This window comes from Pseudomonas sp. 05N433 (assembly GCF_056396925.1).
Genome location: NZ_JBFTML010000074.1, coordinates 19,349 through 45,956, shown reverse-complemented (window position 1 = coordinate 45,956; position 26,608 = coordinate 19,349). Strand labels below are relative to the sequence as shown.

Genomic DNA, 26,608 nt, shown 5'->3' with positions numbered 1-26,608 from the left:
CTGCGGCCCCTCCAGAAATCCGGCGCAGTCACTGGCGATCACCTTGGCCGAGGCAAAGGACTCGCAGGCATTGGTCAGCAGCTCTTCGATGTTGATGTCCGGGGCGACGGTGTAAATCGTGCTCGGTTTGCGTGGGGACTTGGTGTCAGACGGTTTGAGGTAGTGATCGAGGGCGCGTTCGGCGGCTTCGTTGAGTTTTTTGGGATCGAGGGGATCGTAGGGGGAAACGTCATCGGTTGCTGGCGGATTAGGTGTGGCTTTGAACATGGTGAATCTCCGTTATACCTGATGGAACCACCAGTACCTGTCGCTAAACAAGTAAGGGCGGCGGCTGTACGCAGGTTAGCGAACCGAGAGGTATAAGACCCGGCAGACCCGAGGGCCTCCCGCGCACAGCCACCATATCGAAACTGCAGACATGGAATGCCTGCAATATGACGGAGCGTTGTTGCGCTTATACCTGTTCAGGTCGCTAAACCCGATCGCTGATTGGCAGCGATACGGAAACGATAAAGACCAGGCCCAAAGCGCACAAGCCGGCGGATTCTGGCGCAGTCGTAGGCAACGGCGCAAGGATCTGTAGCTTTCATCAAGTAACGATAAACGCCGTTAAACACACCTCCCGCCAGCCCTTCTTCAAGGAATGGCCCGAATGGTGTACCGACGTGCGGCGAAGACCACCGCCGTCGCCGGATTCGGGACCTGATCCAAATTGACCCTGAAGTGAATGGACAACAGGCTGCCTTCCGCCAGATCCTTCAAATAACTGTACAAAACGGTAACGCTGTAGCGGCCGTTCAACACCCAACTTCGATGGACTGCGAAGTTGGGGCCCGTCCACATGGTGAGATTGTGGCTGCCCCCACTGGCGTTCTGGCCCTCAAAATCCAGCCAGATCGGCTGACCGGAGGCAATAAGCGGCCAACCGCCAAACAGGAGCGTTGCCCCGGCTTGCACATTGGCCAGATTCAGCACCGTCGTACCGTTCGCCTGGGTGATTACCGGAGGGACGAACCAGTTTGCCGGAATAGTCCCGATGTTCAGGACAAGCGGCCGTGAAACCACCGGGAGTGCTGTTCCGCGATCATATTCGAAGCTCACCGTCACCCGTTTGCCCAAGCTGAAAGCCAACAGCGAAACGGGCAGCTGGATTATCCTGGGTCGGATGGTAGTGCCGGCCTGAACGGTATTGGTGGTGTGTGAGCCCGCAGCGGGTGTTCCTGGCGCAGCAGTCCAGATGACCCTGATCCTGTCATCGGCCTGCATGTTGTAATCCAGGACAGCCGTCAGCCTCGTCAATGCCGCAATAGGATCCAGATTGCCGTTATCAGGCGCCTCTGCAATCGTCAGCTCCAGGTTTTGCAGCACAACGTTGATTGTCCATGGGCTGGACGCCCCTCCACTGCCATCCGCCAGCTTAACCGTGAAAACGTGCAAGCCGCCCGTCAATACAGCCACCTTATACGTCCAGGCGCTACCAACAGCTATGACCGTGCCTTGGGGGGTTGGCCCATCAAAAATTTCCACTTCACCGCCAGCCCCGGCACTGCCGCTTAACGTAACGCTAGTGTGAGGGGTGTCTGCGCCATCGGCGATGTCCTGGCCGTCGGGACCGGTGACCGACAAGATCGCGGGYGGGGTCGCTGCGTTTGTCAGGACGATATAGTTTCGATGGGCAAACGGCTGGGCAAGGGACTCATCCGGGCTCCCTTGCAGCCCCACCATCAACTTCAGGGTCAGTACGCTGCGGTCCTTGAGCCCTTGCAAGGCATTGGCGGAGTGGCTTCGCTCGTAAAAACCGAAACGGATGAATTCGTCAGTGATGACATTGCTCGGCGCACTCCAGTACCTCATACGGAAATCGCTGCCGTCGGCGTTCTTGCCCTCAAGCCACAACCAAAGGAATTGACCCCGAGCGCTCAAGGGCCACGCGTTGATACGCAGGGTAATGTCGGTCAGGCCATTGATGTCCAGTATCGGACCTTCCCCGGACTGTTCTGCCTGGGTGATGAAGGGACGAGGCAAATCGCGTTGCGCCAGAGGCAGCACGTACACGACCTGTGGCTCTGAAGTCACGGGTGCAGCGGTGCCGCGAATGATGGTGTAAGTCACCGTCACCGTCTGGCTCAGATTGAAGAGTACTAGCGAAACCGGGATTCGAATCACCAGCGGCCGAGTGTTACCGGCGTTGATGAAAGCCGTAGTGAGAGAGCCGTTTGCTCCGGAGCCCGGTGCACCTGTCCAGGCCACACTCACCTGGTCGGTGGGCTGCAACGTCGGATCGGTCACCTCGACCGTGAGGGTATTCCTCACGTCCACCGGATTGAGGAGGGACTGATTGGCGCTTTCCTGAATGACAGGAGGCGGTGGGCTGCCGGCGTTCACTGTGGCGGTAGCGATGTTCATTGTTCTGTCCCTGTGCATGATCGATCCGGCCCCCGAAAGAGCATTGAATGAATCACACACCGACGCGCGGGCACGCGCTACTGTCAGAACTTATAGGTGTGCGGCTGTTTCGGACGAACGGCGCGGCGCGGTTTCGCCTTACACAGCCGGAATATCCAGCGAGGCCGACATGAACTGGCTGATCCGCGACCGCAGCCATTTCTCGGCAGGATCGTTGTCATGCACCCCGCTCCAGGCCATCGACAGTTGCGCCGCATCAATGGGAAACGGCGGATCTTCGGCGCGCAAGGCACAGCCCTCCACCAACGCGCACGCGGCATAGTCCGGGACAGTGGCAATCATTTCCGTGCCAGCGAGCAACGCGCGCAAACCACTGAATTGCGGTACGCCGAGCACCACGCGGCGGGTGCGGCCGACCTTGGCCAAATCGACGTCGATGTTGCCGCTCAAGTCGCCGGAGAACGACACCATGGCATGCGGGCGGGAGCAGTATTCGTCCAGCGTCAGCGGCCCCGGTCTGCTGTCTCCGCGCAGGACTTTGCAGGGAATGTCGCGCAGTTTTTTGCGTTTGGCATTGGCCGGCAGATCCGTGGTGTAACTCACCCCCACCGAGATTTCCCCCGACGCCAGCAACGTCGGCATCAACAGATAATTGGCACGGCGTACCACAACCACGATCCCCGGTGCCTCTTCCTGCAACTGGCGCAGCAACGGCGGAAACAGCCCGAACTCGGCGTCGTCCGACAGCCCGATACGAAACACATCGCAGCTGCTGGCCGGGTCGAATTCCTTGGCCCGGCTGACCGCCCCCGAGATGGTGTCCATCGCTGGTTGCAGCTCCTTGAGAATCGCCAGCGCCCGCGCCGTCGGTTCCATGCCGCGACCGTTGCGCAGCAACAACGGATCGTCGAACAAATCACGCAACCGGCCCAGTGCGGCGCTCACCGCCGGTTGGCCCATGAACAGTTTTTCGGCGACTCGGGTCAGGTTCTTTTCGAACATCAGCGCTTCGAAAATCACCAGCAGGTTCATGTCGACACGGCGCAGATCGTTACGGTTCATGGGCACGGTTCCCTTTTGTGTTCAGCCAGGCGCAAGTGTGTCGGACTTTACTCGATCATCGGCACTTTCGCCGCTCGTTTGTAAGGCCCGTACTCGATCGGTACCCACTGGAAATGCTTGTCCACAGCGGTGATATGGCCGACACCCGGAAACGGCAAATGCGCCGCCGTGACCCAGATCTTGCTGGCCGCCGCATCGCTGAACACCTTGGCGCGGCTCTTGATCGCCTGCTGATTGTCGACGTCGAAACGAATTGACACCTCAGGATGCTCGAACTGCACCGCCAGGTTATGCACCAGATCGCCCATGAACAGAATGCTCTGACCCTGGGAGTTGAACCGATACGTGGTACTGCCCGGTGTGTGCCCGGCCTCCAGCTCGGCATCGACAACGCCCGGCACTGGCGACTGCCCGGCAGTAAAGGTTTTGAAACGGCCCGCCGCGATATACGGCGCGGTTGAGTCCTGGGCGATCTTGAAGAATTCCCTGGCACCGGCCGGTGCCTTGGCCATGGCCTGGGGATCAAGCCAGTAATCGGCTTCTGCCTTGGCCGCGTACACCGTTGCGTTGGCGAACACGGGCTTTTGCTGCCCATCCACCAACCCGCACACATGATCCAGATGCAGGTGRGTGAGCAGGATGGTATCGACCTGTTCCGGCTGGTAACCGGCGGCTTTCATGTTCGCCGACAGTTGGCCCGCCGTGGCACCGATGCACTGCCCTGCCCCGGTATCCACCAGAATCAATTGTTTGCCGGTATTCACCAGAAACGCATTGAACGCGGTTTGCACCCCCGGCGTTTCAATCGAACGACGAGCCAGCAACGCGCGGATCTGGTCTTGGGTCAGCCCCTCGAGCAGTTTGGGCGACAGGTCGTTGTAGCCATCGAACAACGCCGTCACCTCGTAGTCGCCCACCGCGAGCCGGTAGTAACCGGGCACCTGAGTGTTCACCTGAGCCGGTGCCTGGGCCAGGCTGATGCCAGACATCAGCGCCAATGCCAGGCCAAGTCCGCCAAGCGTGCAAACGCGGGAATGCTTCATGAGATCACCCTTGATCGAGCCAGAAAAAGCGGCCCAGTCCAGGCCGCTACACGTCGCCCATCTTGCATGACCGTGCATCGGCGCGAATTGCAGTGATGTGCTCAGTTGCCGCATTTTCACCCTTAAGCCTGACTGCGGAATTAACAACGTTTAACTCGCAAGCCAAAGTCCTCGCGGCCAAGAATGAAGCCTTCTGCGCAGACTTGTTTTTCAGACAAGGGAACGTGCTGACCCACCGTGCAGTGCATCCGCGCGCGCCCATCGACACGGACATTGGCCATGGCTCTCATTCAGCAAAACGCGATCAAGGCGTGTGCCATTGAAACGCAAAAAAAAACCACGGGGGGGCTTAGCCCCTGGCGCGAAACTCTGGTCAAGCAACTGATCCTCGACCACCTCGACGACACCCTGGAAGTGACCGAACTGGCACGGGTCTGTGCCCTGTCGCGCAGTCATTTTTCCCGTGCGTTCAAATGCAGCACCGGTGTTTCGCCGCAGGACTGGATCCGACAGCAACGCATTGCCCGAGCCAAACAATTGATCCAGGACACCGACCTGACCCTGACGCAAATCAGCCTGGAATGTGGCTTCTGCGACCAGGCGCATTTCTCCCATATCTTCACCCGCAGCGAAGGCATCACACCGTTTGCCTGGCGCTGCCGTGCCATGCGTACTCTTCCCTCTCACAACAGCAAAAGATCGCAGCCTTCGCCAGCGCCTACAGGTGCTCACATGTCCCTGTAGGCGCCGGCGCCTTTGATTTTGATCAGCCCTTGATGAACGTCAGCAGATCTTCGTTGAGTTGATCCTTGTGGGTATCGGTCAGGCCGTGTGGAGCTCCCGGATAGACTTTCAATGTGGAGCCCTTGACCAGTTTTGCCGAGGCGATGCCCGAGGCTTCAATCGGCACCACCTGATCGTCGTCGCCATGCACCACGAGGGTCGGCACGTCGAACTTCTTCAGGTCTTCGGTGAAGTCGGTTTCAGAGAACGCCTTGATGCAGTCGTACGCATTCTTGTGGCCGGAAGCCATGCCCTGCAGCCAGAACCAGTCGATCATGCCTTGCGAAGGTTTGGCACCCGGCCGGTTGAAACCGAAGAACGGACCGCTGGCCAGATCCTTGTACAACTGCGAACGGTCGACCAAAGACGCCTGACGAATACCGTCGAACACTTCCATCGGCAGGCCGCCCGGGTTGGCCTCGGTCTTGAGCATCTGCGGCGGCACCGATGAAATCAGCCCGGCCTTGGCCACGCGTCCAGTACCGTAGCGACCGATGTAGCGCGCCACTTCGCCACCGCCAGTGGAGAAACCGAACAACACAGCGTTTTGCAGATCCAGATGCTCGATCAACTGCGCCAGGTCATCGGCGTAAGTATCCATTTCGTTGCCGAACCATGGCTGGCTCGAACGACCGTGACCACGGCGGTCATGGGCGATGACCCGGTAGCCTTTGGAGGCCAGGAAGATCATCTGCGACTCCCAACTGTCGGCGTTCAACGGCCAACCGTGGCTGAAGACGATCGGCTGACCGGTGCCCCAGTCCTTGTAGTAAATCTCGGTGCCGTCTCGGGTAGTAAAGGTGCTCATTACGACTCTCCTGATGCATGGGTTTACGACGATTAACAAGAGGTTTGAGCCAGGCGTTCGGCCAGGCGCGCCACCCGCTCGCCCAAATGTGCGGCGGTGCGGCGGTCTTCCAGGGGCGGAGCAAATTCGGGGGATTGCTCGACGTTCGATTGGGCCATCGCCCCCAGCGAACTGCCGAGCCGGTTCAACTGCCCGTCGAACAGGCCGAGGCTGCTGCGCGCCGGCAGCAGGTCGAGGCCGACCCAGATCATCGAGTGCTGGGCGGCGAACACCGCCATCTGCAGCAAGGTATTGAGCTTGTCGCCACACAGGCATCCGGAGTTGGTAAACCCGGCAGCGAGCTTGTCGCGCCAGGGCTGGGCCAGGTAGAACGAGGCGGTGGCCTCCATGAAACCCTTGAAGGCTGCCGAGGCGCTGCCCATGTAGGTGGGGGCGCCGAAGATGATTGCATCGGCACGGTGCAAGCGCTCCCAGTGATCGTCCACTTCCTCCACCGGAATCAGCCGACAGGTGCTGCCCAAGTGTCGTTCCACCCCCAGGCCCACGGCTTCGGCCATGACCCGGGTGTGCCCGTAACCACTGTGATAGACCACCACCACGTTGCTCATTCCGGCTCCTCCAGAAGTGTTCGTCCTTTTTGCGGCACGCTTTTTGTTGCACTTTCTGTTGCAAAAAGGCCGATACCTTCGGCTACTTGAAGAAATGGATTTTTGAGCGTAGACCGGATCGGTACGAGTTAAACGTTGTTAATTTTCTGCCGTACACCCATGGCCACGGCGTGCCGTTCACCAGCGCTGAGTCCAATAAATACGGGGCCGCCGGGCACCGACGGCAAGGCCGCAGCCGTTGCACCTGCTGCCGAGATGTATGACGCCACGTTGCGCTACCGAAAAAACCTTAGGAATATGCCTGGATACCGCGCGATAGACGGACGCAAGCAGGAGTGACCCGTTGACCCTTACCCCCGAACAGGCCATCCATTTCGGCCCCTACCGGATCTACCCTGGCCAACGCCTGGTAATGGAGGCCGACCAGCCCCTGCGCCTGGGCAGGCAAGCCATGGACATTCTGTTGATGTTGCTGGAGCACGCAGGCCAGGTGGTGAGCAAGCAGCAACTGATCGCGCGGGTCTGGCCCAAAAGCGTAGTGGAAGACACCAACCTGCGCGTGCACATGGCGGCACTGCGCAAAGCCCTCGGTGACGGTCAGGCCGGCCAGCGTTACATCGTCACCGTCGCCCAGCGCGGCTACAGTTTTGTCGCGCCGTTTTCCCTGGAGTCCATCGAACAACATCCCCAAAACGACGCCAATGAACCGGGCGGCCATAACCTGCCGGTGCGCCGGACTCGCATGATCGGCCGTCAGGCCCTGGTCGACAGACTGCTGGCGCAACTCTCACAGCAACGTTTCATCACCCTCGTGGGCCCCGGCGGGATCGGCAAGACGACCGTGGCGCTGCGCGTCGCCGAGCAACTGATCGGTCGCTATCGAGACGGCATTCGCCTGGTGGACCTGGCACCGATCAACTGCCCTTTGATGATCGGCGCGCACCTGGCGACAGCGCTGGGCTTGCCGTTGCATGACGCCGACCCCATGAACGGGCTCGCCACATGCTTGCGCGAACGGCAGATGCTGCTGGTCATCGACAACTGCGAACACCTGATCGATGCCATTGCGTTGCTCAGCGAAAGCATCCTGCGCGCGGCGCCCCAAGTGCACATTCTGGCTACCAGTCGCGAAAGCCTGCGGGCCGAAGGCGAATACGTGCAGCGCCTGGAATCACTGGACTGCCCGCCGCCCATCGCCGTGCTSGACCGCGCYCAGGCCCTGACSTTTTCGGCSCTGCAATTGTTTGTCGAGCGGGCGATGGCCAGCCACGACAGCTTCGAACTGAGCGAAGCCGATCTGCCGCTGGCGATTGAAATCTGCCGACGTCTGGACGGCATTCCGTTGGCGATCGAACTGGCAGCGGCGCAGGTCGGCAACCTGGGTTTGAGCGGCTTGCTGTCGCAACTGCAAGACAGCTTTCGCCTGCTCGCCCAAGGCTGCCCGACCACCATGGGCCGCCATCAGACCCTGCGCGCCACGCTGGACTGGAGCTTCGAACTGCTCAATGCCTGCGAGCAGACGTGCCTGCGCCGACTGGGGATATTCCGGGGCGCTTTTACCTTGGAATCGGCGGCTGCCGTGATTGTCGGCCAGTACGTCGAGCCCGATGTGGTGTTTGCCTCGATTACCCAATTGGTGGCCAAGTCATTGCTGAACGTGGAAGTCGGCGATGAAGAAGTGTTCTACCGTCTGCTCGACACCACACGTGGCTACGCACTGGAAAAACTCGACCAGGCCCAAGAGCTGGCGGACACCCGAGAGCGCCACGCCGAATGCTGCCTGGCCTTGATGCAGCAGGCGCAAAGTGAATGGGAACACACCCAGAGCGAGCGCTGGACCGAGCGTTACGCCCGCAGCCTGGACGACATTCGTGCAGTCCTGGATTGGGGCTTGAACGCTCAAGGGCCGCAGGCCTTGGCCATCCGTCTCGCCGCGACCTCGGCACCGCTCTGGCAAGAGCTGTCGCTGCTGAAGGAATACGACGCGTACGTGCGCAAAGCCCTGGCGTTGCTCGAAACGACGCACCAGCCCTGTCCGCGTTTGACCATGAACCTCAAGCTTGCCCTCGGCAGTTCCTGCTACCACACCCAGGGCAATAGCACCGAAGCCGTCGAAGCCTTCGTCAGCGCCAAACACCTGGCCGAACACTGCAACGATATGGCCGGTCAGCTCAAAGCGATTTCCGGGCACCTGGCGGTTGATCTCAGTTGCGGCAACTACCAACTGGCCCTGGAGCAGAGCCGACAATTCGAGCGGTTGAGGCCGCACGACGACGCGATGACGGCCCTCAGCACCCAACGCTTGCGGGTCCTGGCCCTGCATTTTGCCGGGGATCAGGCACTGGCGCGGGAGAATGCCGAACAGGTCATTCAACGTCTGGCCCAGAGCGGCCAGCTCAACCGCTTCACCCATGGCTTTGGCGTGCAATACGACCAGAGCGTGGCGGCCCTGACGATTCTGGCGCGCATTCTCTGGCTGCAAGGGCTCCCGGAAAAAGCCTGGCATACCGCACGACAGGCGCTCGACATCGCGATGCAAATCAATCATGGCACGTCCATCTGCTACACCCTGGCGCTGTCCGGTTGCCTGATCGCGCACTACAACGGCAACACGCCGGTCGCCCGCGAGCTCCTGGCCTTGCTGCTTGAGCAGGCGAAGAAACACTCGGTGTTGCTGTTCTACACCTGGGCCAAACATTACGCGCAGGTGATCGACGGAACTGATGCGCCCTCATCCCCGCGAACGGACACCGGGTTGGTCAAGGAAATCATGGTCACTCTGGGCAGCCGTTTCATCGATGATGCGTTGCTGGAGCGGGCCGAAAACGGCGCGGCGGGCTGGAGCACGGCAGAAATTCTGCGGGCTCGGGCCGACGCGTTACTGGCGCAGGATTGCCCGAGCAGTGCTGACGCGGCCGAGGCGGTGCTGCTCAAGGCTTTAGCCGTGGCAAAAAACCAGGGAGCGCTGGCCTGGGAACTGCGCAGTGCGACATCGCTGGCCCAGTTGTGGCAGCGTCAGGGCCACTTCCGGCAAGCCCATGAGCTGCTGGCGCCGATTTACCAGCGCTTCACCGAAGGCTTCGCCACACCGGACCTGATCAAAGTCCGGCGGTTACTCGACGAGTTGCAGCACGACCTGCCCGACTGATGTCCCGTGGGCCCGGCTGATGTAGCGCTCATAACGCAGTTCGAAGGCACGCAAGTAACCGCTGTTTTCGAGTTTCTCCAGGGCGTAGGTGCGCGTGGTATTGAGGAAACGGTAGCGCGTCACGCCGCTGCCCTGCTCCACCGACAGTAGCGATTTATTCGCCAGACTCTCCACCACGTTAACCAGGCTTGCGGGCAGCAACATCGCGCCACTGACCACGCCAATCGCTGCGTCCTGGGTGAACGCCATCTTGAACACCGCCAGCCGCTGCAACACGATCTGTTCCAACGGGCTCAGCCGTTCATAGCTCCAGTCCAGTGCGGCTTTGAGATTCTGATGCCGTGGCACGGCGGTGCGTCGACCTTGGCTCAACAGCTGAAAACAGTTACCCAGTTGCGCTTGCAACCCCACCAGCGCCAATGCATCGATCTGCGCCGCCGCCAGCTCAATGGCCAGGGGCAAGCCATCCAGCCGACGACAGATTTCACGCACAGCCTTCAGATCCTGTTGACGCAAGGCAAACCCTTGCTGACGGGCTCGGGCGCGGCTGACCAACAGCTGCACCGCTGAATACCCCATGGCCTCGTCCACGCTATAAATCACCGAGGCTGGCGGCACCGTCAGGGGCGGTAACCGCAGCAGCGTTTCCCCCGCTGCTCGCAGCGGTTCGCGACTGGTGGCGAGGATCGACAGTCGAGGTGCCGAGGCCAACAGATCGTCCACCACTGTCCTGCAACGTTCGAGCAGGTGTTCGCAGTTGTCGAGCACCACCAAGGCATGCCGTTGCGCCAACGCCTTTGCGCCAATGTCCAGTTCCAGCGTGCGCGACAGATGATCGACAAGCTGCGACGGGTCATCGATGGCCGCCAGGTCAACCATCCAGACACCATCCCGATAGTGCTGCAACAGCAACTCGGCCACGCGCAACGCCACGGTGGTCTTGCCGATGCCAGCAGGGCCGATCAGGGTCATGAAGCGTCGAACCGGCAACTGCCGAACCACGCTGCCGACGATCGAGTCGCGACCGGTCACCGGTGTGAGCCGCGCAGGCAAGTTGTGTTGAGGCTTGTGCACGGTTTCGACCAGCACCGGCGTGCCCGCCCGATCGTGCTGCACCGGGGCGATGAAGCTATAACCGCGCTGGGGAATATTAACGATATAAGGCTGCCCGTTCGGCCCATCGCCGAGCGCTCGACGCAGGGCGGCAATGTGGACGCGCAAGTTGATTTCCTCGACCACCGAGGTCGGCCATACGTGGGCAATCAGCGCCTCTTTGCTGACCACCGCACCAGCGTGCTCAACCAGCACCTGCAAAATGTCCAGGGCTCGCCCGCCCATGCGCAGCGGCCGATCACCGTCCAGGATCAACCGCTGATGCAAGTGGAATGCGTAGGGCCCGAACCGCAGCACCGTGTCACTGTTTATCTCTCTGAGGTTGTTCATGCACGTTCATATGCTGAAAACCTGGCTCGGCTCAAGGAACTGCAAGCTCCATCGATCCCGCCCATCCAGGCTCCGCACCTCCCAAAAAAGAGTTCACGGGTATCTTGGCAGGCATGGGTGACGGTACAACGGCCATGGGAGGAGCGTCACGGTCATCGCGGTGCGCACGACGGACAACAGCGCGTTAACTGAACTGCTCGCGGTACTGGGTGGGGGTCAGGCCGAGCTTTTCACTGAAAAGAAATCGCATGTGCCGCACGCTGCCGAAGCCACTTTTATAGGCTACGGTCTTGAGCGGCAGCTCGCTGGTTTCCAACAGATTCCTGGCGTGATCGATGCGCGCGCTTTGTAGAAACTCCATCGGCGTCATATTCACTTCCCGGGTGAAAACCCTGGCGAAGTGCCGCGCACTCATGTTCACCAGACTGGCCATACGCTCGATACCGAACGCTTCGTCGAGGTGTTCGAGCACATGGTTCTGCACCCGGGTGACCGGCGTTTCCTGGGGGCCCACCGCGGCCATCAATGGACTGAACTGCGCCTGCCCGCCCTGGCGTTTCATCACCACCAGCAGCACTTTGGCGACGTCCTGGGCGACTTTCTTGCCGTGGTCCTGGGCAACCACCGCCAGCGCCAGGTCGATACCGGCGGTGACACCGCCGGAAGTGATGAGGTTGCGGTCCTGCACGAAAATCTGATCGGTCTCGACGACAGCCTTGGGGAAGCCTTTGATCAGTCGTTCGGTGTAATGCCAGTGAGTGGTCACGCGAAAGCCGTCCAGCAATCCGGCATGCCCGAGCACGAACGCGCCGGTGCAGATCGACCCGTATCGGTCAGCACGGCTGATGGCTCCCCGAAGCCAGTCGAGCAGCGGCGGATACTTTTCGTTGTAGGCCCCCGGCCCGCCTGGCACCAGCAACAGGTCATAGTGCTCGTTAGCCTGATCGATGTGCAGATCCGCCAGTACGCTCACGCCGTTGGAGGCCCGCAATGCGCCCTGCACGGTGCCGATGGTCAACAGCTCGTATCGGTCCGCCGGTTGCAGATAACGATTGGCGATGGAAAACACTTCCATGGGGCCGGCCATGTCGAGCAGGAGAAAGTCTGGGAACAACACCATTGCCACGGTTTTCATGGGTTCAAGGTCACTAATAGAGAACTGTTCAATACCATTGCGCCGCCCACGGGTCTGGCGCCCGACATTATGGCCACATGTAACAACAAGCATACATGAACCCGTTCACACAACTGTCAACCTGAACGAGACAGTATTTCAATTTTCATCTACTTACTGCACTTTAAGGTAAACATTAACCTTCTCCTCACTCGGACGAATTCACGTCCTGACAGGAGATTTCATCATGCTGACCCTTCGCAAAGCTTCGGATCGCGGTGCGGCCAATCACGGTTGGTTGAAGTCGTTCCATACCTTTTCCTTTGCCAACTACCGCAACCCACGGGAACAGGGCTTTTCCGACCTGTTGGTGATCAACGACGACCGCGTAGCCGCAGGCAAAGGCTTTGGACAGCACCCTCATCGCGACATGGAGATTTTCTCCTACGTGCTCGAAGGCGCGCTGGAACACAAGGACACGCTGGGCACCGGTTCGGTGATCCGCCCTGGCGACGTGCAACTGATGAGTGCCGGCAGTGGCGTGGCGCACAGTGAATACAACCACTCATCGACACGCCCGGTGCACTTCCTGCAAATCTGGATCGTGCCTGACGTCAGCGGCGCCAAACCGCGTTATCAGCAAGAGCATTTCAGCACCCAGAAAAAACGCGGCCGCTTGCAGTTGATCATCTCCCCGGATGGGGCCAAGGGCTCGTTGAAAGTCCGGCAGGATGCGCGGGTGTATGCCGGCCTGATCGACGGCAAGGAAAGCGCCACGCTGGAACTGGCTGCCGATCGCTACGCCTATGTGCATGTGGCGCGGGGCAGTGTCGAGCTGAACGGCCTGCAGCTGCAGGAAGGCGACGGCGTACGGGTTCGCAAAGAACAGGTGCTGACCTTGAGCAATGGCGTGGATGCCGAGGTGCTGGTGTTGCCCGCGAAGAACGATGACGCGTAATACCTGAAAAACCGCGGCGCATTCTTCGCGGGCAAGCCTCGCTCCTACAGGCCACAGGAATACCTAAATCGCCGCCCGCAATTCCCGTGGCGACAGGCCGTAATGTGAGCGAAAGCGCACGGCAAAACGTGAGGCCGAGGCGTAGCCGCTGGCACCGGCAATTTCACCGATGGGCCGAGACGTGGTTTGCAACCATTGCAACGCGGTCGCCAGTCGAACGCTTTCCAGAATATTCCTGAAGCTGCTCCCCTCATTGGCCAGTTGGCGACGCAACGTCGATTCACCGAGATTCAGGTGTTGAGCGACGCTCGCAACCGTCCAGTCGCTCTCAGGGCTGCCCATCAGCAACTGCTGCACACGCTCGCACAGTGGATCATTGCGATCCATCAGCAGCGGTCCGGCCTGGCCATTGAGGCCCAGGCTGAGCAGAACCGCTTCCCCATAGTGGGTGCGCAATGCATCCGGCGCGTTCGCATTGATGGCGGCCAATAACTGATCCCATGCCTGCGTCGTGTGCCTGTCCAGGGGAACACACAGATCTGTCTTCGGGGCACGGTGACCATTCATGATCTGCCGGCCATATCGGCTGCTGAAGTTGCGCAGTGTCGAACCGGGAAAGGTCACGACATCAGCGATGTAGTGACCGTGAAGACCGGGGAAGTTCGAGATACCAAGCTCACGCCCGGCCGGCAACAGAATCAGATGTTGCGGCCCAGCGCGCATCTCCCGGTCATCCCATTGCAACAGTTTTTCCCCCTGTCGCACTCGACACAAGGTGGTCGCGAAGATCGGCACCCGTTGCAAGGTATGAGGCTGCCGCGCCCGGATGACACACGCATCGATAATGTTTTCCCGGTGCTGGATGCCGTCACAAGGGCGCATCGTTCTTAACGTCCGTAAGTTGAAGTGATGGTCGCTTTGGCCAAGGCGTTGGCATTGAGCATATAGCCCACCAAGGCTCCGCTGGCTTGGTTGTCGAGTGGCAACTTGTCGACTTTCAACGCCCATACGGTGAATTGATAGCGATGGGGCTTATCCCCCACAGGAGGGCACGCTCCGCCAAATCCCGGTTGGCCATAATCGGTTCGTCCTTGTACGGCTCCGGCAGGCAGGTTCGAACCGACCCCTCTTGGCAGACTTTTGGTTGAAGCCGGTAAGTTGACCACCGTCCAATGCCACCAGCCGCTGCCGGTCGGCGCATCAGGGTCATAGACCGTGATTGCGTAACTTTTAGTCTCCGCCGGGGCGTTGGACCAGGACAGTTGCGGAGACGTATTTCCCCCTTCACAACCGAAACCCTGGAATACCTCGCGACTGGTCAGCGGGCGATTTTCAGCAATATCCTGGCTCGTCAGCGAGAAGTCGGCTGCGTGCCCAGTGAGGACGACCCCCATGGACAATGCGGATAGGATAATTCGGATGTTCATCRTGACCTCATCGGTGTCTTGGCGTGAAGCACGAGTCTAGAGAGAGCAAAGGCTGATTACTGTGCCGAAACGCTCGACCATTGTGCCTGAACGCTCTCTCGATCCAGGCACACCCCGCCGACTCAGACCGGTCCGAAAATGTCCTTCATCGCCGCATACTGCAGCAGCATGATGGTCTTGGCATCGCAGATCTCCCCGCGATAAAACGCCTCAAGGGCGTCGTCGAATTTCCACTCCAGCACTTCCAGTTCTTCGGTTTCGTCTTCCAGCCCACCGCCCTCGCTGACTTTCGAAGAGGCGTCGTACTCGGCAATAAAGAAATGCAGTTTCTCCGTGACCGAACCGGGGCTCATGTAGGACTCGAACACCTTCTGCACATGGTGGACGCGATAGCCGGTTTCTTCCTCAGCTTCAGCGCGAATGCGCTCTTCAGGCGCAGCGCCTTCCAGCAGCCCCGCCGCCACTTCAATCAACAAACCATCATGGCCGTTGACGAACACCGGCAACCGGAACTGGCGAGTCAGCACGACGGTTTTCTTCTCGCGGTTGAACAGCAGAATCGCCGCGCCGTTGCCACGGTCGTAGACCTCGCGGCTCTGGCGCTGCCAGTCGCCGTTGTTGCGCAGGTAATCGAACGTGATTTTCTTCAGCAGATACCAGTTGTGGGACAACACCTGAGACTCGATGATGTTGACCCGCTCGGCTGTGTTCGACATGACAATCCATCCCTATTTTCGTCAGAAGACGTCCATGTTAGGCGAAAACAGAAAAGCCCGGCATGGTTGCCGGGCTTCTTTTTTTCTAACGCTCTGTCCAATCCTTCAGAACGGATTCAGAGGGTCGGTGTTACTTGAAATCCAATTGGCCTACACGCCAAAGCAACAAATGATTGTGTGCTTCAGGTCAGGGCAACTGCGCTTTATATTCTTTCTGGTATTGCCCGGCGAGTGATTCCTTTTGCTTGTTGTCGAGCAGTTTTCCGGCCATTTGAAAGAACTTCTGCTCTTCCTCTTTCAGGTGGYGATGGACCTTTTCCGAGAGCTTTTTGGCAGTGATCAGCCAAGCGGCGCTGGACATCTCAGTCTCGTCCAGTTCCTCCATCATTTCGTCCATTTCATGGTGTTCGGAAATGGCGTGGCGACTCAGGTCCATGCCATTGTCGAATGCCATCAACGGGATGTAGAAATGGCGTTCTTCGGCCGTTGCGTGGGCGTGCAGTTCGGCTTTGAGCTGTTTGTAAGCCTCTAGCCGTTCCGGGGTGTCGCCGTGGGTCTTGATCAGGGCGACGGCATAGCTACGCTGGCGATCATGGCTTTCGCGCAAGGCTTCAAAGATATCCACGGGCGGTCCTCATGGGTGCATTGCGAATGACATTATTGAGGCTAGACCTCCCGGCGCGCCCGGGAGTTCCAAACAAACTGCGATCGCGATAGGCTCCCTCTTTGCCATATGGATGTAGCCCATGACCCTGCGAATTGAACTGTCGACAAACGCCACTCAGGAAGAGCGCGAAGCAATCCTCACACCGCTGCGCGCCTACAACGCCTCAAAGGCCGGGCCCACGGTGTCAGAGCAGATTGCCTTGCTGGTGCGCGATGACAACGACGAGATTCTCGGCGGGCTTTATGGCCGGGTGTTTTACCAATGGTTTTTCATTGAGTTGTTGTCGGTGCCGGCCCAGGCACGGGGCCAAGGGCTGGGCTCGAAGCTGATGCAGATGGCCGAAGACCTGGCGCGGGAGAAAGAGTGCATCGGGATCTGGCTGGACACCTTCGACTTCCAGGCGCCGGAGTTCTACAAAAAACACGGCTTCAGCGAACTGGGGCAGATTGCCGATTATCCGCCAGGCCATAAGCGTTTCTTTTTCCAGAAGCGTTTGATTGATTAAAACGCAAACGTTGTGGGAGCGAGCCTGCTCGCTCCCACAGGGGGACTGCCTCATAAACCTCTTACAGGCAGGTCGCCAACGCCGCCAAACGACGCTTGGCAATAAAATCATCATGCTGGGCGTAGTAGCTCAAGGCCGTGCCTGAAGCATCGCTGGTCACGTCCACGAAAGATTCGGCCGAACGGGTGTAGACCGTCGAGCCGCCCTTCTTGCCCGGCTGCAAATACGCACCGGCATCGACGCCGAACACCGCCTCGTCCTGCCAGGCAAACTGCACGCACTGGGCGACGACTTTTTCCGGTTTGTCCGAGGTCAGGGTTTTGTACGGGGTTTTGGTGCGGGCGTCGTTCATCGCCGATCCGGCGCAGCCCGCCAGCAAGGTTGCGGCCAGCGCCACCATCAGAATTCGCATTGCGTTCGCTCATCAGGAAAAAGCGGACTGTACCACCGCGGCGCGGCGTATCGTTCTGCTTTACTTCATTTATACCGCGACACCGCGCAACGATTCGCGCACCCTGTCGCGCCGATAGCCTCGCATCGCCCATTTTTCAGGAAAGCCATGACACCCAATGCCGAGTTCTACAAACCCTCCACCGACTACGCCGACAAACTGATCAGCCAGATCGGCCAGACGCCGGCCTGGATCGCCAAGCGAATTGGCGTCACCGACAAGCGGATTCGTTACATTCTCGACGGCGAAAGAACCGTCAAAGGCGAAACCACGCCGATCCAGATGACCTACACCGAGCAGTTTGCCCTTGAGTGTCTGGCTGCGGCTGCCAAGGCGAGCAAAAAGCAGTCTTCGTAATCCCCTCAAGGAGTGACCATGGCGACAACCGAACAGCAACACGAACAGGCGCTGAGGAAGTTTCTCGATGAACGCCCTGAGCTGCGTCTTGAGCTCGACAATCTCAATCCCCTGCTCGCCCAGGCCAAAGGCGAGACGGTGGCGCAATACCGCGACGAACGCTTGCATGAAGCGTTCGAAGCCGAGGCCGAGCGCCTGGGTTTGTTTGCCTGGGAGCTGACACTGCAACTGACCACCGCCACGCCCGAGGAATATCAGGCCCAACGCATGGAAGTGCACAAGGAAGTTGCAGAGATGGCCGGCATGGACTGGCTTGAGTATTGCGAGTTGTATGGGCTGACCAAATAATCCTCGCAATGGCAGCGACTCGGTCTGCGAGCAAACGCCCTTCGCCGCCCTGCCGATAAAGCTTTATCATGGCCGCAGTTTTGCTGATCGAGTCCGTCATGAAATTCGCCATAGCGCTGTTTTCCGCCGCCCATGCGCCCTCCTCGCGCCGTGCCTTGCTGTTCGCCCAGGCCGCGCTGGCCGGCGGGCATGAGATTGTCCGGCTGTTTTTCTATCAGGATGGCGTCTACAACGCGTCCGGCAGTGTGGTCACTCCTCAGGATGAGCAGGACTTGCCCAAGCAATGGCGCACCTTTGTCAGCGAGCATCAACTCGATGGCGTGGTCTGCATCGCCGCCGCCCTGCGTCGTGGCGTGCTGAACGAGGAAGAAGCCCAGCGCTATCAGCGTGAAGCGGTCGCCGTGGGCGCGCCGTGGGAATTGTCCGGCCTTGGCCAGTTGCATGACGCGGTGCAGGACGCTGACCGCCTGATCTGTTTCGGAGGCGCGTGAGATGGCTAAATCCTTGCTGATTATCAGCCGTCAGGCGCCGTGGTCCGGGCCGAATGCGCGCGAAGCGCTAGACATTGTATTGGCCGGCGGCGCCTTCGATCTGCCGATCGGGCTACTGTTTCTTGATGACGGCGTGTTCCAGCTCGCTGCGAAACAGGACGCCAAGGCATTGCAGCAGAAAGACCTGAGCGCCAACCTGCAAGCCTTGCCGATGTTTGGCGTCGAAGATCTGTTCGTGTGCGCTGACAGCGTAGCGGCCCGAGGCCTGGACCCCAAAGGTCTGTCGCTTGAAGAAGCCCGGGTACTGAGCGCCCAGGACATCACCGCCCTTATTGACCGTTACGACCAGGTGATCACCCTCTGATGTCGACTTTGCATGTGTTGTCTCATTCCCCTTTCGGCGACGAGCGCCTGGGCAGTTGCCTGCGCGTGATCRGCCCCAACGATGCGCTGCTGCTGAGTGGCGATGCGGCCTATGCCCTGCAGCCAGGCACCGCGCCATTCAGCTCTTTGCATGCTCGCAACCTGAAACTGTTCGTACTGGCCGAAGACGCGCAGGCCCGGGCTCTGCAAGTTCCGGACTGGGCCAGTGCCATTGACTACCCGGCCTTCGTCGAACTGTCGATTCACTATGACAAGGTCAACAGTTGGCTATGAAATCCCTGACCGTTGGCGCCCGCGCCATTGAACTGGACAAGGACGGCTTCCTGGTGGAACTGAGCGACTGGTCTACCGAGGTGGCCACCGCCCTCGCCGCCGCCGAAGACATCGAGTTGAGCCCGGAACATTGGGAAATCCTCGAACTGCTGCGCAGTTTCTACGACGAATTCCAGTTGTCCCCGGCCACCCGCCCACTGATCAAGTACACCGCATTGAAGCTCGGCCCCGACAAGGGCAACAGCCTGCACCTGAACCGACTGTTCAAAGGCACCCCTGCCAAACTCGCCGCGAAACTGGCGGGCCTGCCCAAACCGACGAATTGCTTATGACCGACTATCCAGCGCTGACCCTCGAAACGCCCGCCGAGCACCCGTTCGCCCAATTCGTGCGGATCCTTGGCAAAGGCAAACGCGGCGCCCGCGATCTGACCCGCGAAGAAGCCCGCGAGGCCATGGGCATGGTGCTCGACGACAAGGTCGAGGACACCCAGCTCGGCGCGTTCCTGATGCTGTTGCGGCACAAGGAAGAGAGCGCCGAGGAAATGGCCGGGTTCACCGAAGCCTTGCGTGAACGCCTGAACCCACCGGCGCTGGCGGTCGATCTGGACTGGCCGACGTACGCAGGCAAGAAGCGGCATTTGCCGTGGTATCTGCTGGCGGCCAAGTGCCTGGCGCAGAACGGCGTGCGCATCTTCATGCACGGCGGCGGCGCGCACACGGCGGGTCGGCTCTACAGTGAACAACTGCTCGAGACGCTGAACATACCGTTATGCCGCAACTGGCAGCAGGTCGGTGCGGCCCTCGATCAGGGCGGTCTGGCGTTCATGCCATTGGTGGACTGGGCTCCCCAGCTTCAGCGAATGATCGACCTGCGCAACACCCTGGGCCTGCGCTCGCCGATCCATTCCCTGGCGCGGATTCTCAACCCGCTTGGCGCCCGTTGTGGCCTGCAAAGCATTTTCCACCCCGGCTACCAGGCGGTGCATCGCGATGCCAGCGGTCTGCTCGGGGACACGGCAATCGTCGTCAAGGGCGATGGCGGCGAGATTGAGATCAACCCGGACGCCGACAGTCACCTGTATGGCACCACCGGCGGCGAAAGCTGGGATGAAGAATGGCCGCAGCTGTCGAGCCAGCGCCACGTCAAACCGGCGAGCCTGGACCCGGAGCACTTGAAAGCCGTATGGCGTGGCGACGTGGTCGACAGCTACCCGCAAATGGCGCTGATCTCGACCATGGCCCTGGCCTTGCGCGGCCTCGGCCAGCCCCGCGAACAAGCCTTCGAAACCGCCCAGCAATATTGGGACGCCCGGGACCGATCGATTTAGTCGATCATAACAGCCCAACCTTTGCGCTTTTTGTTCGAACCTATGCGCATAGACTCCTCTCCAACGCTTATAGGTTGAGGAGTCAGGCACATGGGTTTGTTAGTCGAAGGTCGCTGGCAGGATCAGTGGTACCAAAGCAGCAAGGATGGCGCGTTCCAGCGTGAACAGGCGCAGCGTCGCAACTGGCTGACTGCCGATGGCAAGCCAGGCCCGAGCGGCGTCGGTGGTTTTGCCGCCGAGGCCGGTCGCTATCATCTCTATGTGTCCCTCGCCTGCCCGTGGGCCCACCGCACGCTGATCCTGCGCAAACTCAAAGGCCTTGAAAGCCTGATCGACGTGTCGGTGGTCAGCTGGTTGATGCTGGAAAACGGCTGGACCTTCGATAAAAACCTCGGATCGACCGGCGACAAGCTCGATCATTTCAATTTCATGCACCAGCGCTACACCGCCGATACCGCCGACTACACCGGCCGCGTCACCGTGCCGGTGTTGTGGGATAAACAGACCAACCGCATCGTCAGCAATGAATCGGCGGAGATCATCCGCATGTTCAACAGTGCGTTCGATGACTTGACCGGCAATGACCTGGATTTCTACCCGGCACCGCTGCGCAGCGAAATCGACGCCCTGAACGAGCGGATTTATCCAGCAGTGAACAACGGCGTCTATCGCGCCGGGTTTGCCACCTCGCAGCAGGCTTATGAAGAGGCGTTCGATGAGTTGTTTGCCGAGCTGGATCGGCTGGAGCAACTGCTGGGCGCGAACCGTTACCTGACGGGTGAATACCTGACCGAAGCGGATATTCGCCTGTTCACCACGCTGATTCGTTTTGATGCGGTGTATCACGGCCACTTCAAATGCAATCTGCGGCGGATTGCCGATTATCCGAACCTGTCGAACTGGCTACGGGAGATTTATCAGTGGCCCGGGATTGCCGAGACGGTGGATTTCACCCACATCAAGAACCACTACTATGGTAGCCACAAGACCATCAATCCGACCGGGATTGTGCCGAAAGGGCCGGCGCAGGATTTCACCGGGGCACATGATCGGGGGCGGTTGAGCGGGAAAGGGGTTTGGCGCAAGGCCTGAGGTTGATCGTTCCCACGCTCTGCGTGGGAACGATCACATGAAAGCGACTCGGTATTCAGACCTGCGCCTGAGCCCCTTCGAACCACGCCAGTTTCTCGCGCAGTTGCACCACTTCCCCAACGATCACCAGTGTCGGCGCATGCACTTCATGCTCCGCCACCAGCCGTGGCAGGTCGGCCAGGGTGCCGGTAAATACCCGCTGATTGACCGTGGTGCCCTGCTGGATCAACGCCGCCGGGGTATCAGCCGCGCGACCGTGCTTGATCAACTGCTCGCAGATGATCGGCAAGCCCACCAGCCCCATGTAAAACACCAGGGTTTGCGCCGGCGCGACCAGGTCGGCCCACGGCAAATCGGTGGAACCGTCCTTGAGGTGCCCGGTGACAAACCGCACTGACTGCGCGTAATCGCGGTGAGTCAGCGGAATCCCGGCATACGCCGCGCAACCGCTGGCAGCGGTAATGCCCGGCACGACCTGGAACGGGATGCCATGGGCCGCCAGTTCTTCGATCTCTTCGCCGCCACGCCCGAAAATGAACGGATCGCCACCCTTCAAGCGCACCACGCGCTTGCCGGCCTTGGCCAGATCCACCAAATGCTGGTTGATCTGTTCCTGAGGCACGGCGTGATCGGCGCGGCGCTTGCCGACGTAGACCCGCTCGGCATCGCGACGGCACAAATCCAGAATCGCCGGCGCCACCAGACGGTCATACAGCACCACGTCGGCTTGCTGCATCAGGCGCAAGGCGCGGAAGGTCAACAAGTCGGGGTCACCCGGCCCGGCGCCCACCAGATAGACCTCACCGGTGGCCACAGGGGCTTCGCCATTGATTTTGGCCAGCATCAAGCGCTCGGCCTCGGCGCCCTGCCCGGCCAGTTGCCGGTCGGCAATCGGGCCCTGGAACACATCCTCCCAGAACGCCCGACGCTGCTGCACATCCGGAAACAGGCCTTTGACCTGGTTGCGGAAACGCGCCGCCAGACCGGCCAGTTGACCGTAAGCGGAAGGAATCCAGGTTTCCAGCTTGGCGCGAATCAACCGCGCCAGCACCGGCGCATCGCCGCCACTGGACACGGCAATGATCAGCGGCGAACGGTCGACGATCGCCGGGAAGATCACGCTGCACAGGGCCGGCGCGTCCACCACGTTGACCGGCACGCAACGCCGATGGGCATCGGCGGAGACTTGCGCGTTCAGCGGTTCATCGTCGGTGGCGGCGATGATCAGCCCGCAACCATCCAGATCCGCCTCGACGTAGCCACGCACCAGGCACTCGCCACCGCTGCCGGCTACCAGCTCACGCAACTGCGGTTCGATTTCAGGTGCGACCACCCGCAGCAGCGCACCGGCTTCGGCCAGCAGGCGGGATTTGCGCAAGGCAATCTCCCCCCCGCCGACGACCAACACACGACTGCCGCGAAGGTTATGGAACAGCGGCAGATAGTCCATTTAGCCGATGACCTCAAGGCCACCCATGTACGGCTTGAGCACTTCAGGGACACGGATCGAACCGTCGGCCTGCTGATAGTTCTCGAGTACCGCCACCAGGGTACGACCGACCGCCAGGCCGGAACCGTTCAGGGTGTGCACCAGCTCAGGCTTGCCTGTTTCCGGGTTGCGGAAACGCGCTTGCATACGGCGGGCCTGGAAGTCGCCACAGTTGGAGCACGACGAAATCTCGCGATACTTGTCCTGGCTCGGAATCCACACTTCCAGGTCGTAGGTCTTGACCGCGCTGAAGCCCATGTCGCCGGTGCACAGCGCCAGGGTGCGGTATGGCAGCTCCAGCAGTTGCAGGACTTTCTCGGCGTTGGCGGTCAGGTTTTCCAGCGCTTGCATCGAGGTCGACGGCTCAACGATCTGGACCATCTCGACCTTGTCGAACTGGTGCTGACGGATCATCCCGCGAGTGTCGCGACCCGACGCGCCAGCCTCGCTGCGGAAGCACGGCGTGTGTGCCACGAACTTGATCGGCAGCAGTTTCGAATCGACGATTTCGCCAGCCACAATGTTGGTCAGCGACACCTCAGCGGTCGGAATCAGGTACAGATCGGCTTCGCCGTCGCGGCTGATCTTGAACAGGTCTTCTTCGAATTTCGGCAACTGACCGGTGCCCTGCAGGGCCGGCGCTTGTACCAGATAAGGCGTGTAAGCTTCTTCGTAACCGTGTTCGTTGATGTGCAGGTTGATCATGAACTGCGCCAGTGCACGGTGCAGGCGAGCAATCGGGCCGCGCAGCAGGGCGAAACGGGCGCCGGACAGTTTGGCGGCGGTTTCGAAATCCAGCCAGCCGAACTTCTCACCCAGGGCCACGTGGTCCTGAACCGGGAAGTCGAACGCCTTCGGCGTGCCCCAACGGCGCACTTCAACGTTACCTTCTTCATCATCGCCGACCGGCACCGATTCGTGCGGCAGGTTCGGAATGCCCAGCAGGATCGAATCCAGCTCGGTCTGGATCGCGTCCAGCTCGACTTTACCGGCGCTCAACTCGCCCGCCATGCGCTCGACATCCGCCATCAGCGGCGCGATGTCTTCGCCGCGCTGCTTGGCCTGGCCGATGGATTTGGAGCGCGCGTTACGTTCAGCCTGCAGAGCTTCGGTGCGGGTCTGGACGGTCTTGCGCTGTTCTTCCAGCGCTTCGATGCGCGCAACATCCAGGGCAAAGCCACGGGATGCCAGGCGGTCCGCTACGTCCTGAAGGTTGCTACGTAACAGTTTGGAATCGAGCATGTCGGTTTCTCGTTATCAAAGTTTGGTCAAGGACAGGCCAGCCCAGGTGGCGAGCAGCCCGCCGAATACGCTGATGGCCGCATAGCCCAAGGCCAGCGGCACTTGCCCGGTTTCCAGCAGGCGCACCGTATCCAGTGAAAAGGATGAAAAAGTCGTCAGCCCCCCGAGGAAGCCGACGATCAACCCGGCGCGTACCGCAAACGATACCTCCGGGCGAATCAAAAACAGGCCGTATAGAACGCCGATCAGCAAACAGCCCACGATATTAACGGCCAGCGTCGCGGTATAGAAGTGCCGCGGCCAATTCGCGTTGATCCAGTTACCGGTGGCGAAGCGCAACAGCGTGCCGGCGACACCACCGACAGAAACCGCAACAATCAAGGGAATCACTATTTTCTCCGCTGTCGGGGGCTTAGACGGTCAAGCTGCGCGAGGTGGTTGAGCTTTTCGCCGATCTTCAGCTCCAGGCCGCGGGGCACGGGTTGATAGAACCGTTGAGGCTCCAACTCGTCCGGGAAGTAATCTTCGCCAGCGGCGTAGGCATCCGGTTCATCGTGGGCGTAACGATACTCATCGCCATAGCCCAATTGCTTCATCAACTTGGTCGGCGCATTGCGCAGGTGCAGCGGCACCTCCAGCGAACCGTGTTCGGTAGCGCTGCGCATCGCGGCCTTGAAGCCCATGTACACCGCGTTGCTTTTTGGCGCGCAAGCCAGATAGGTAATGGCCTGGGCCACCGCCAATTCGCCTTCGGGGCTGCCGAGGCGCTCCTGCACTTCCCACGCCGCCAGGCACAGGCTCAGGGCGCGGGGGTCGGCGTTGCCGATGTCTTCGCTGGCCATGCGCACCACGCGTCGGGCCAGGTACAGCGGGTCGCAGCCGCCGTCGATCATTCGCGCGAACCAGTACAGCGCGCCATCAGGGTTGGAACCGCGTACCGATTTATGCAGCGCGGATATCTGGTCGTAGAAGGCTTCGCCGCCCTTGTCGAAACGCCGCCGGGTGTCGCCGAGCAGGCTTTGCAGCAGGTCGATGCCGATTTCGCTGTGGTCTTCGGCCAGGTCCGAGGCATTTTCCAACAGGTTGAGCAGACGCCGGCCATCGCCATCGGCGGCGGACAGCAGCATCTGGAAGCCCTCGTCGCTGAGGGTCAGTTGCCGCTTGCCCAGCCCACGCTCTTCGGTCAGCGCGCGATGCACCAGCTTGCGCAGGGCGGCTTCGTCGAGGCTTTTGAGCACATAGACACGCGCCCGGGACAGCAGCGCGTTGTTGAGTTCGAACGAGGGGTTTTCCGTGGTCGCGCCGATGAAAATCAGCGTGCCGTCTTCAACGTATGGCAGGAACGCATCCTGCTGGGACTTGTTGAAGCGATGCACTTCGTCGACGAACAGGATGGTGCGTTTACCGTACTGCCCGGCCTGCTGCTTGGCGACTTCCACCGCCTGACGAATCTCTTTGACCCCGGCCAGCACCGCCGAAACCGTTTCGAAGTGCGCATCCGAGACTTCCGCCAGCAGCCGCGCCAGGGTGGTTTTACCCACGCCCGGTGGCCCCCAGAAAATCATCGAGTGCAGGGCACCCTGCTCCAGGGCTTCGCGCAAAGGTTTGCCGCGAGCGAGCACGTGTTCCTGACCGACGTACTCGTCCAGATTGGCCGCACGCAAACGGGCGGCCAGGGGCTGAGCAATCGGGGCACTGCGAAACAGGTCCATCACGTACTTTTAAAACCTCGAGTCAATTCTCAAGTTTGGCGAACACCCTGTGACAAGAGCAGCCCCCTCGCCACACAAGCCCGCTTCTACAGGTTTACTCCTGGATCACATCGGCACCCTTGGGGATGTCGAACTTGAACTTGGAGGCCGGGATCGGCTCGTTGGCCTTCACGCCGGTGAACAGGATGTTGGTGCGCTGGCCGACGCTGTCGATCATCTGCATATCATTGACCAGACCATTGCGGAACGACAGGCGCAGGCTGTCGAACAAGGTGTCCTTGGTTTTCGGCTTCAGGGTGAAGTCGATCACGCCGCCGGCTTCCTTGGCGCTGATGTCAAAGCTCTGGCTGATCTTGGACACGTCACCGGACAGCAACAACGCCGGGGTCTGGGTCAGACGCTGATCAAGAGTCTTGATGGTGGCCTGTTCCAGATCCGGGTCCCACAGGGTCACTTTCTTACCGTCCGAGACCATGGTTTGCTCGGCCGGCGCGTTGGTGTGCCAGTAGAACAGGCCCGGGCGCTGCAAGGACATTTCACCTGCAGTTTCTTGTAACTGGGTGCCGCTGCCATCGAGGGTCAGCTGGGAGAAGCGCGCGGTCAGGGTCTGGGATTTTTCCAGCAGTTGAGTCAGACGCGCCACGTCCTTGTCGTCGGCGTGGGCCGAGAGCGTGGTCAGAGCCAGTACCGGCAGCAACAGCATGCGGATAAGACGCATGGGAGTCCTCATAAACATTCGTGGGAGTGCGGG

At 60.3% G+C, this 26,608-nt stretch carries 30 protein-coding genes; 12 read left to right on the top strand and 18 right to left on the bottom strand.

Going from position 1 to position 26,608, the window contains the following annotated elements:
• From AC1DIS_RS27545 to AC1DIS_RS27530, 4 genes are all read right to left on the bottom strand, one after another.
• The coding region (locus tag AC1DIS_RS27545) for a DUF6124 family protein (RefSeq protein WP_477781208.1) at positions 1-267 on the bottom strand (267 nt) is incomplete at its 3' end.
• Between the two features lie 369 nt (positions 268-636).
• Positions 637-2,406, bottom strand: a complete 1,770-nt coding sequence (locus AC1DIS_RS27540) for a hypothetical protein (RefSeq protein WP_477743694.1) — start codon at positions 2,404-2,406, stop codon at positions 637-639.
• Between the two features lie 138 nt (positions 2,407-2,544).
• Complete coding sequence (locus tag AC1DIS_RS27535; protein ID WP_111454050.1) at positions 2,545-3,468, bottom strand: LysR family transcriptional regulator; 924 nt, start codon at positions 3,466-3,468, stop codon at positions 2,545-2,547.
• 47 nt (positions 3,469-3,515) lie between these two features.
• Positions 3,516-4,511: an MBL fold metallo-hydrolase gene (locus tag AC1DIS_RS27530; protein WP_477743695.1), complete on the bottom strand. Its 996-nt coding sequence runs from the start codon at positions 4,509-4,511 to the stop codon at positions 3,516-3,518.
• A gap of 279 nt (positions 4,512-4,790) precedes the next feature.
• Between AC1DIS_RS27530 and AC1DIS_RS27525 the strand changes: the two genes are divergently transcribed.
• Positions 4,791-5,255 (top strand): helix-turn-helix domain-containing protein, encoded by a 465-nt coding sequence (locus AC1DIS_RS27525; RefSeq protein WP_018925550.1) that lies wholly within the window; start codon positions 4,791-4,793, stop codon positions 5,253-5,255.
• Positions 5,256-5,277: 22 nt separating this feature from the next.
• Here the strand turns inward: AC1DIS_RS27525 and AC1DIS_RS27520 are convergent, their stop codons facing one another.
• Both AC1DIS_RS27520 and AC1DIS_RS27515 read right to left on the bottom strand, forming a co-directional pair.
• Positions 5,278-6,102 carry an alpha/beta fold hydrolase gene (locus AC1DIS_RS27520; RefSeq protein WP_477743696.1) on the bottom strand — a complete coding sequence of 275 codons (825 nt, stop codon included), beginning with the start codon at positions 6,100-6,102 and terminating at the stop codon, positions 5,278-5,280.
• Between the two features lie 32 nt (positions 6,103-6,134).
• Entirely contained in the window at positions 6,135-6,710 is a 576-nt protein-coding gene (locus AC1DIS_RS27515; protein WP_018925548.1) for a flavodoxin family protein, read from the bottom strand.
• 343 nt (positions 6,711-7,053) lie between these two features.
• Here AC1DIS_RS27515 and AC1DIS_RS27510 point away from each other — a divergent pair, with 343 nt between their 5' ends.
• On the top strand, positions 7,054-9,858 hold the full coding sequence (locus AC1DIS_RS27510; protein ID WP_477743697.1) for an ATP-binding protein: 2,805 nt from the start codon (positions 7,054-7,056) through the stop codon (positions 9,856-9,858).
• Here AC1DIS_RS27510 and AC1DIS_RS27505 read toward each other — a convergent pair.
• Positions 9,823-11,301 carry an ATP-binding protein gene (locus AC1DIS_RS27505; protein ID WP_477743698.1) on the bottom strand — a complete coding sequence of 493 codons (1,479 nt, stop codon included), beginning with the start codon at positions 11,299-11,301 and terminating at the stop codon, positions 9,823-9,825. The two genes, AC1DIS_RS27510 and AC1DIS_RS27505, sit on opposite strands and share 36 nt — an antisense overlap.
• Positions 11,302-11,485: 184 nt before the next feature.
• Entirely contained in the window at positions 11,486-12,436 is a 951-nt protein-coding gene (locus tag AC1DIS_RS27500; protein ID WP_018925545.1) for a GlxA family transcriptional regulator, read from the bottom strand.
• 226 nt (positions 12,437-12,662) lie between these two features.
• Between AC1DIS_RS27500 and AC1DIS_RS27495 the strand changes: the two genes are divergently transcribed.
• Entirely contained in the window at positions 12,663-13,373 is a 711-nt protein-coding gene (locus AC1DIS_RS27495) for a pirin family protein (RefSeq protein WP_477781207.1), read from the top strand.
• A 63-nt stretch (positions 13,374-13,436) separates the two neighbouring features.
• Here the strand turns inward: AC1DIS_RS27495 and AC1DIS_RS27490 are convergent, their stop codons facing one another.
• From AC1DIS_RS27490 to AC1DIS_RS27475, 4 genes are all read right to left on the bottom strand, one after another.
• Positions 13,437-14,255, bottom strand: coding sequence for a helix-turn-helix transcriptional regulator (locus AC1DIS_RS27490; protein ID WP_477743699.1), 819 nt, complete (start codon positions 14,253-14,255; stop codon positions 13,437-13,439).
• Between the two features lie 5 nt (positions 14,256-14,260).
• Positions 14,261-14,800: a kinase inhibitor gene (locus AC1DIS_RS27485; protein ID WP_477743700.1), complete on the bottom strand. Its 540-nt coding sequence runs from the start codon at positions 14,798-14,800 to the stop codon at positions 14,261-14,263.
• A gap of 122 nt (positions 14,801-14,922) precedes the next feature.
• Positions 14,923-15,516, bottom strand: a complete 594-nt coding sequence (locus AC1DIS_RS27480; RefSeq protein WP_018925541.1) for an NUDIX domain-containing protein — start codon at positions 15,514-15,516, stop codon at positions 14,923-14,925.
• Between the two features lie 187 nt (positions 15,517-15,703).
• Positions 15,704-16,141 carry a hemerythrin domain-containing protein gene (locus tag AC1DIS_RS27475; protein WP_477781206.1) on the bottom strand — a complete coding sequence of 146 codons (438 nt, stop codon included), beginning with the start codon at positions 16,139-16,141 and terminating at the stop codon, positions 15,704-15,706.
• Between the two features lie 121 nt (positions 16,142-16,262).
• On the opposite strand from AC1DIS_RS27475, the gene AC1DIS_RS27470 reads away from it, so the two are divergent.
• Positions 16,263-16,688: a GNAT family N-acetyltransferase gene (locus AC1DIS_RS27470; protein ID WP_258612359.1), complete on the top strand. Its 426-nt coding sequence runs from the start codon at positions 16,263-16,265 to the stop codon at positions 16,686-16,688.
• Positions 16,689-16,749: 61 nt separating this feature from the next.
• Here AC1DIS_RS27470 and AC1DIS_RS27465 read toward each other — a convergent pair whose 3' ends face one another.
• Complete coding sequence (locus AC1DIS_RS27465; RefSeq protein ID WP_477743701.1) at positions 16,750-17,100, bottom strand: hypothetical protein; 351 nt, start codon at positions 17,098-17,100, stop codon at positions 16,750-16,752.
• A gap of 147 nt (positions 17,101-17,247) precedes the next feature.
• Here AC1DIS_RS27465 and AC1DIS_RS27460 point away from each other — a divergent pair, with 147 nt between their 5' ends.
• The 8 genes from AC1DIS_RS27460 to AC1DIS_RS27425 all read left to right on the top strand — a co-directional run bounded on the left by AC1DIS_RS27460 (position 17,248) and on the right by AC1DIS_RS27425 (position 21,414).
• Positions 17,248-17,496 carry a hypothetical protein gene (locus tag AC1DIS_RS27460; RefSeq protein ID WP_007941139.1) on the top strand — a complete coding sequence of 83 codons (249 nt, stop codon included), beginning with the start codon at positions 17,248-17,250 and terminating at the stop codon, positions 17,494-17,496.
• A gap of 18 nt (positions 17,497-17,514) precedes the next feature.
• Positions 17,515-17,844: a DUF6388 family protein gene (locus tag AC1DIS_RS27455; RefSeq protein WP_305409374.1), complete on the top strand. Its 330-nt coding sequence runs from the start codon at positions 17,515-17,517 to the stop codon at positions 17,842-17,844.
• A gap of 98 nt (positions 17,845-17,942) precedes the next feature.
• Positions 17,943-18,335, top strand: coding sequence for a sulfurtransferase complex subunit TusD (tusD, locus tag AC1DIS_RS27450; RefSeq protein ID WP_026345734.1), 393 nt, complete (start codon positions 17,943-17,945; stop codon positions 18,333-18,335).
• 1 nt (position 18,336) lies between these two features.
• On the top strand, positions 18,337-18,699 hold the full coding sequence (tusC, locus tag AC1DIS_RS27445) for a sulfurtransferase complex subunit TusC (protein WP_028941281.1): 363 nt from the start codon (positions 18,337-18,339) through the stop codon (positions 18,697-18,699).
• Positions 18,699-18,992 carry a sulfurtransferase complex subunit TusB gene (gene tusB, locus AC1DIS_RS27440; RefSeq protein ID WP_477781205.1) on the top strand — a complete coding sequence of 98 codons (294 nt, stop codon included), beginning with the start codon at positions 18,699-18,701 and terminating at the stop codon, positions 18,990-18,992. The genes tusC and tusB overlap by 1 nt, the downstream gene beginning before the upstream one ends.
• The gene (locus tag AC1DIS_RS27435) at positions 18,989-19,324 is read left to right on the top strand and encodes a TusE/DsrC/DsvC family sulfur relay protein (RefSeq protein ID WP_018925534.1); all 336 of its coding nucleotides are present in this window, start codon (positions 18,989-18,991) and stop codon (positions 19,322-19,324) included. Before tusB ends, AC1DIS_RS27435 begins: the two co-directional genes overlap by 4 nt.
• Entirely contained in the window at positions 19,321-20,322 is a 1,002-nt protein-coding gene (locus AC1DIS_RS27430) for a glycosyl transferase family protein (RefSeq protein ID WP_477743702.1), read from the top strand. Before AC1DIS_RS27435 ends, AC1DIS_RS27430 begins: the two co-directional genes overlap by 4 nt.
• A 90-nt stretch (positions 20,323-20,412) precedes the next feature.
• Entirely contained in the window at positions 20,413-21,414 is a 1,002-nt protein-coding gene (locus tag AC1DIS_RS27425; protein WP_018925532.1) for a glutathione S-transferase family protein, read from the top strand.
• A gap of 55 nt (positions 21,415-21,469) precedes the next feature.
• Here the strand turns inward: AC1DIS_RS27425 and cysG are convergent, their stop codons facing one another.
• The 5 genes from cysG to lolA form a co-directional block, all read right to left on the bottom strand.
• The gene (cysG, locus tag AC1DIS_RS27420) at positions 21,470-22,864 is read right to left on the bottom strand and encodes a siroheme synthase CysG (protein ID WP_477743703.1); all 1,395 of its coding nucleotides are present in this window, start codon (positions 22,862-22,864) and stop codon (positions 21,470-21,472) included.
• Positions 22,865-24,145 carry a serine--tRNA ligase gene (gene serS, locus AC1DIS_RS27415; RefSeq protein WP_018925530.1) on the bottom strand — a complete coding sequence of 427 codons (1,281 nt, stop codon included), beginning with the start codon at positions 24,143-24,145 and terminating at the stop codon, positions 22,865-22,867.
• Positions 24,146-24,160: 15 nt separating this feature from the next.
• On the bottom strand, positions 24,161-24,535 hold the full coding sequence (crcB, locus tag AC1DIS_RS27410; RefSeq protein WP_007941127.1) for a fluoride efflux transporter CrcB: 375 nt from the start codon (positions 24,533-24,535) through the stop codon (positions 24,161-24,163).
• Positions 24,535-25,857: a replication-associated recombination protein A gene (locus AC1DIS_RS27405; protein ID WP_064618782.1), complete on the bottom strand. Its 1,323-nt coding sequence runs from the start codon at positions 25,855-25,857 to the stop codon at positions 24,535-24,537. Before AC1DIS_RS27405 ends, crcB begins: the two co-directional genes overlap by 1 nt.
• 94 nt (positions 25,858-25,951) lie before the next feature.
• Positions 25,952-26,575: an outer membrane lipoprotein periplasmic chaperone LolA gene (gene lolA / locus AC1DIS_RS27400; protein ID WP_018925528.1), complete on the bottom strand. Its 624-nt coding sequence runs from the start codon at positions 26,573-26,575 to the stop codon at positions 25,952-25,954.
• Positions 26,576-26,608: the final 33 nt, after the last annotated feature.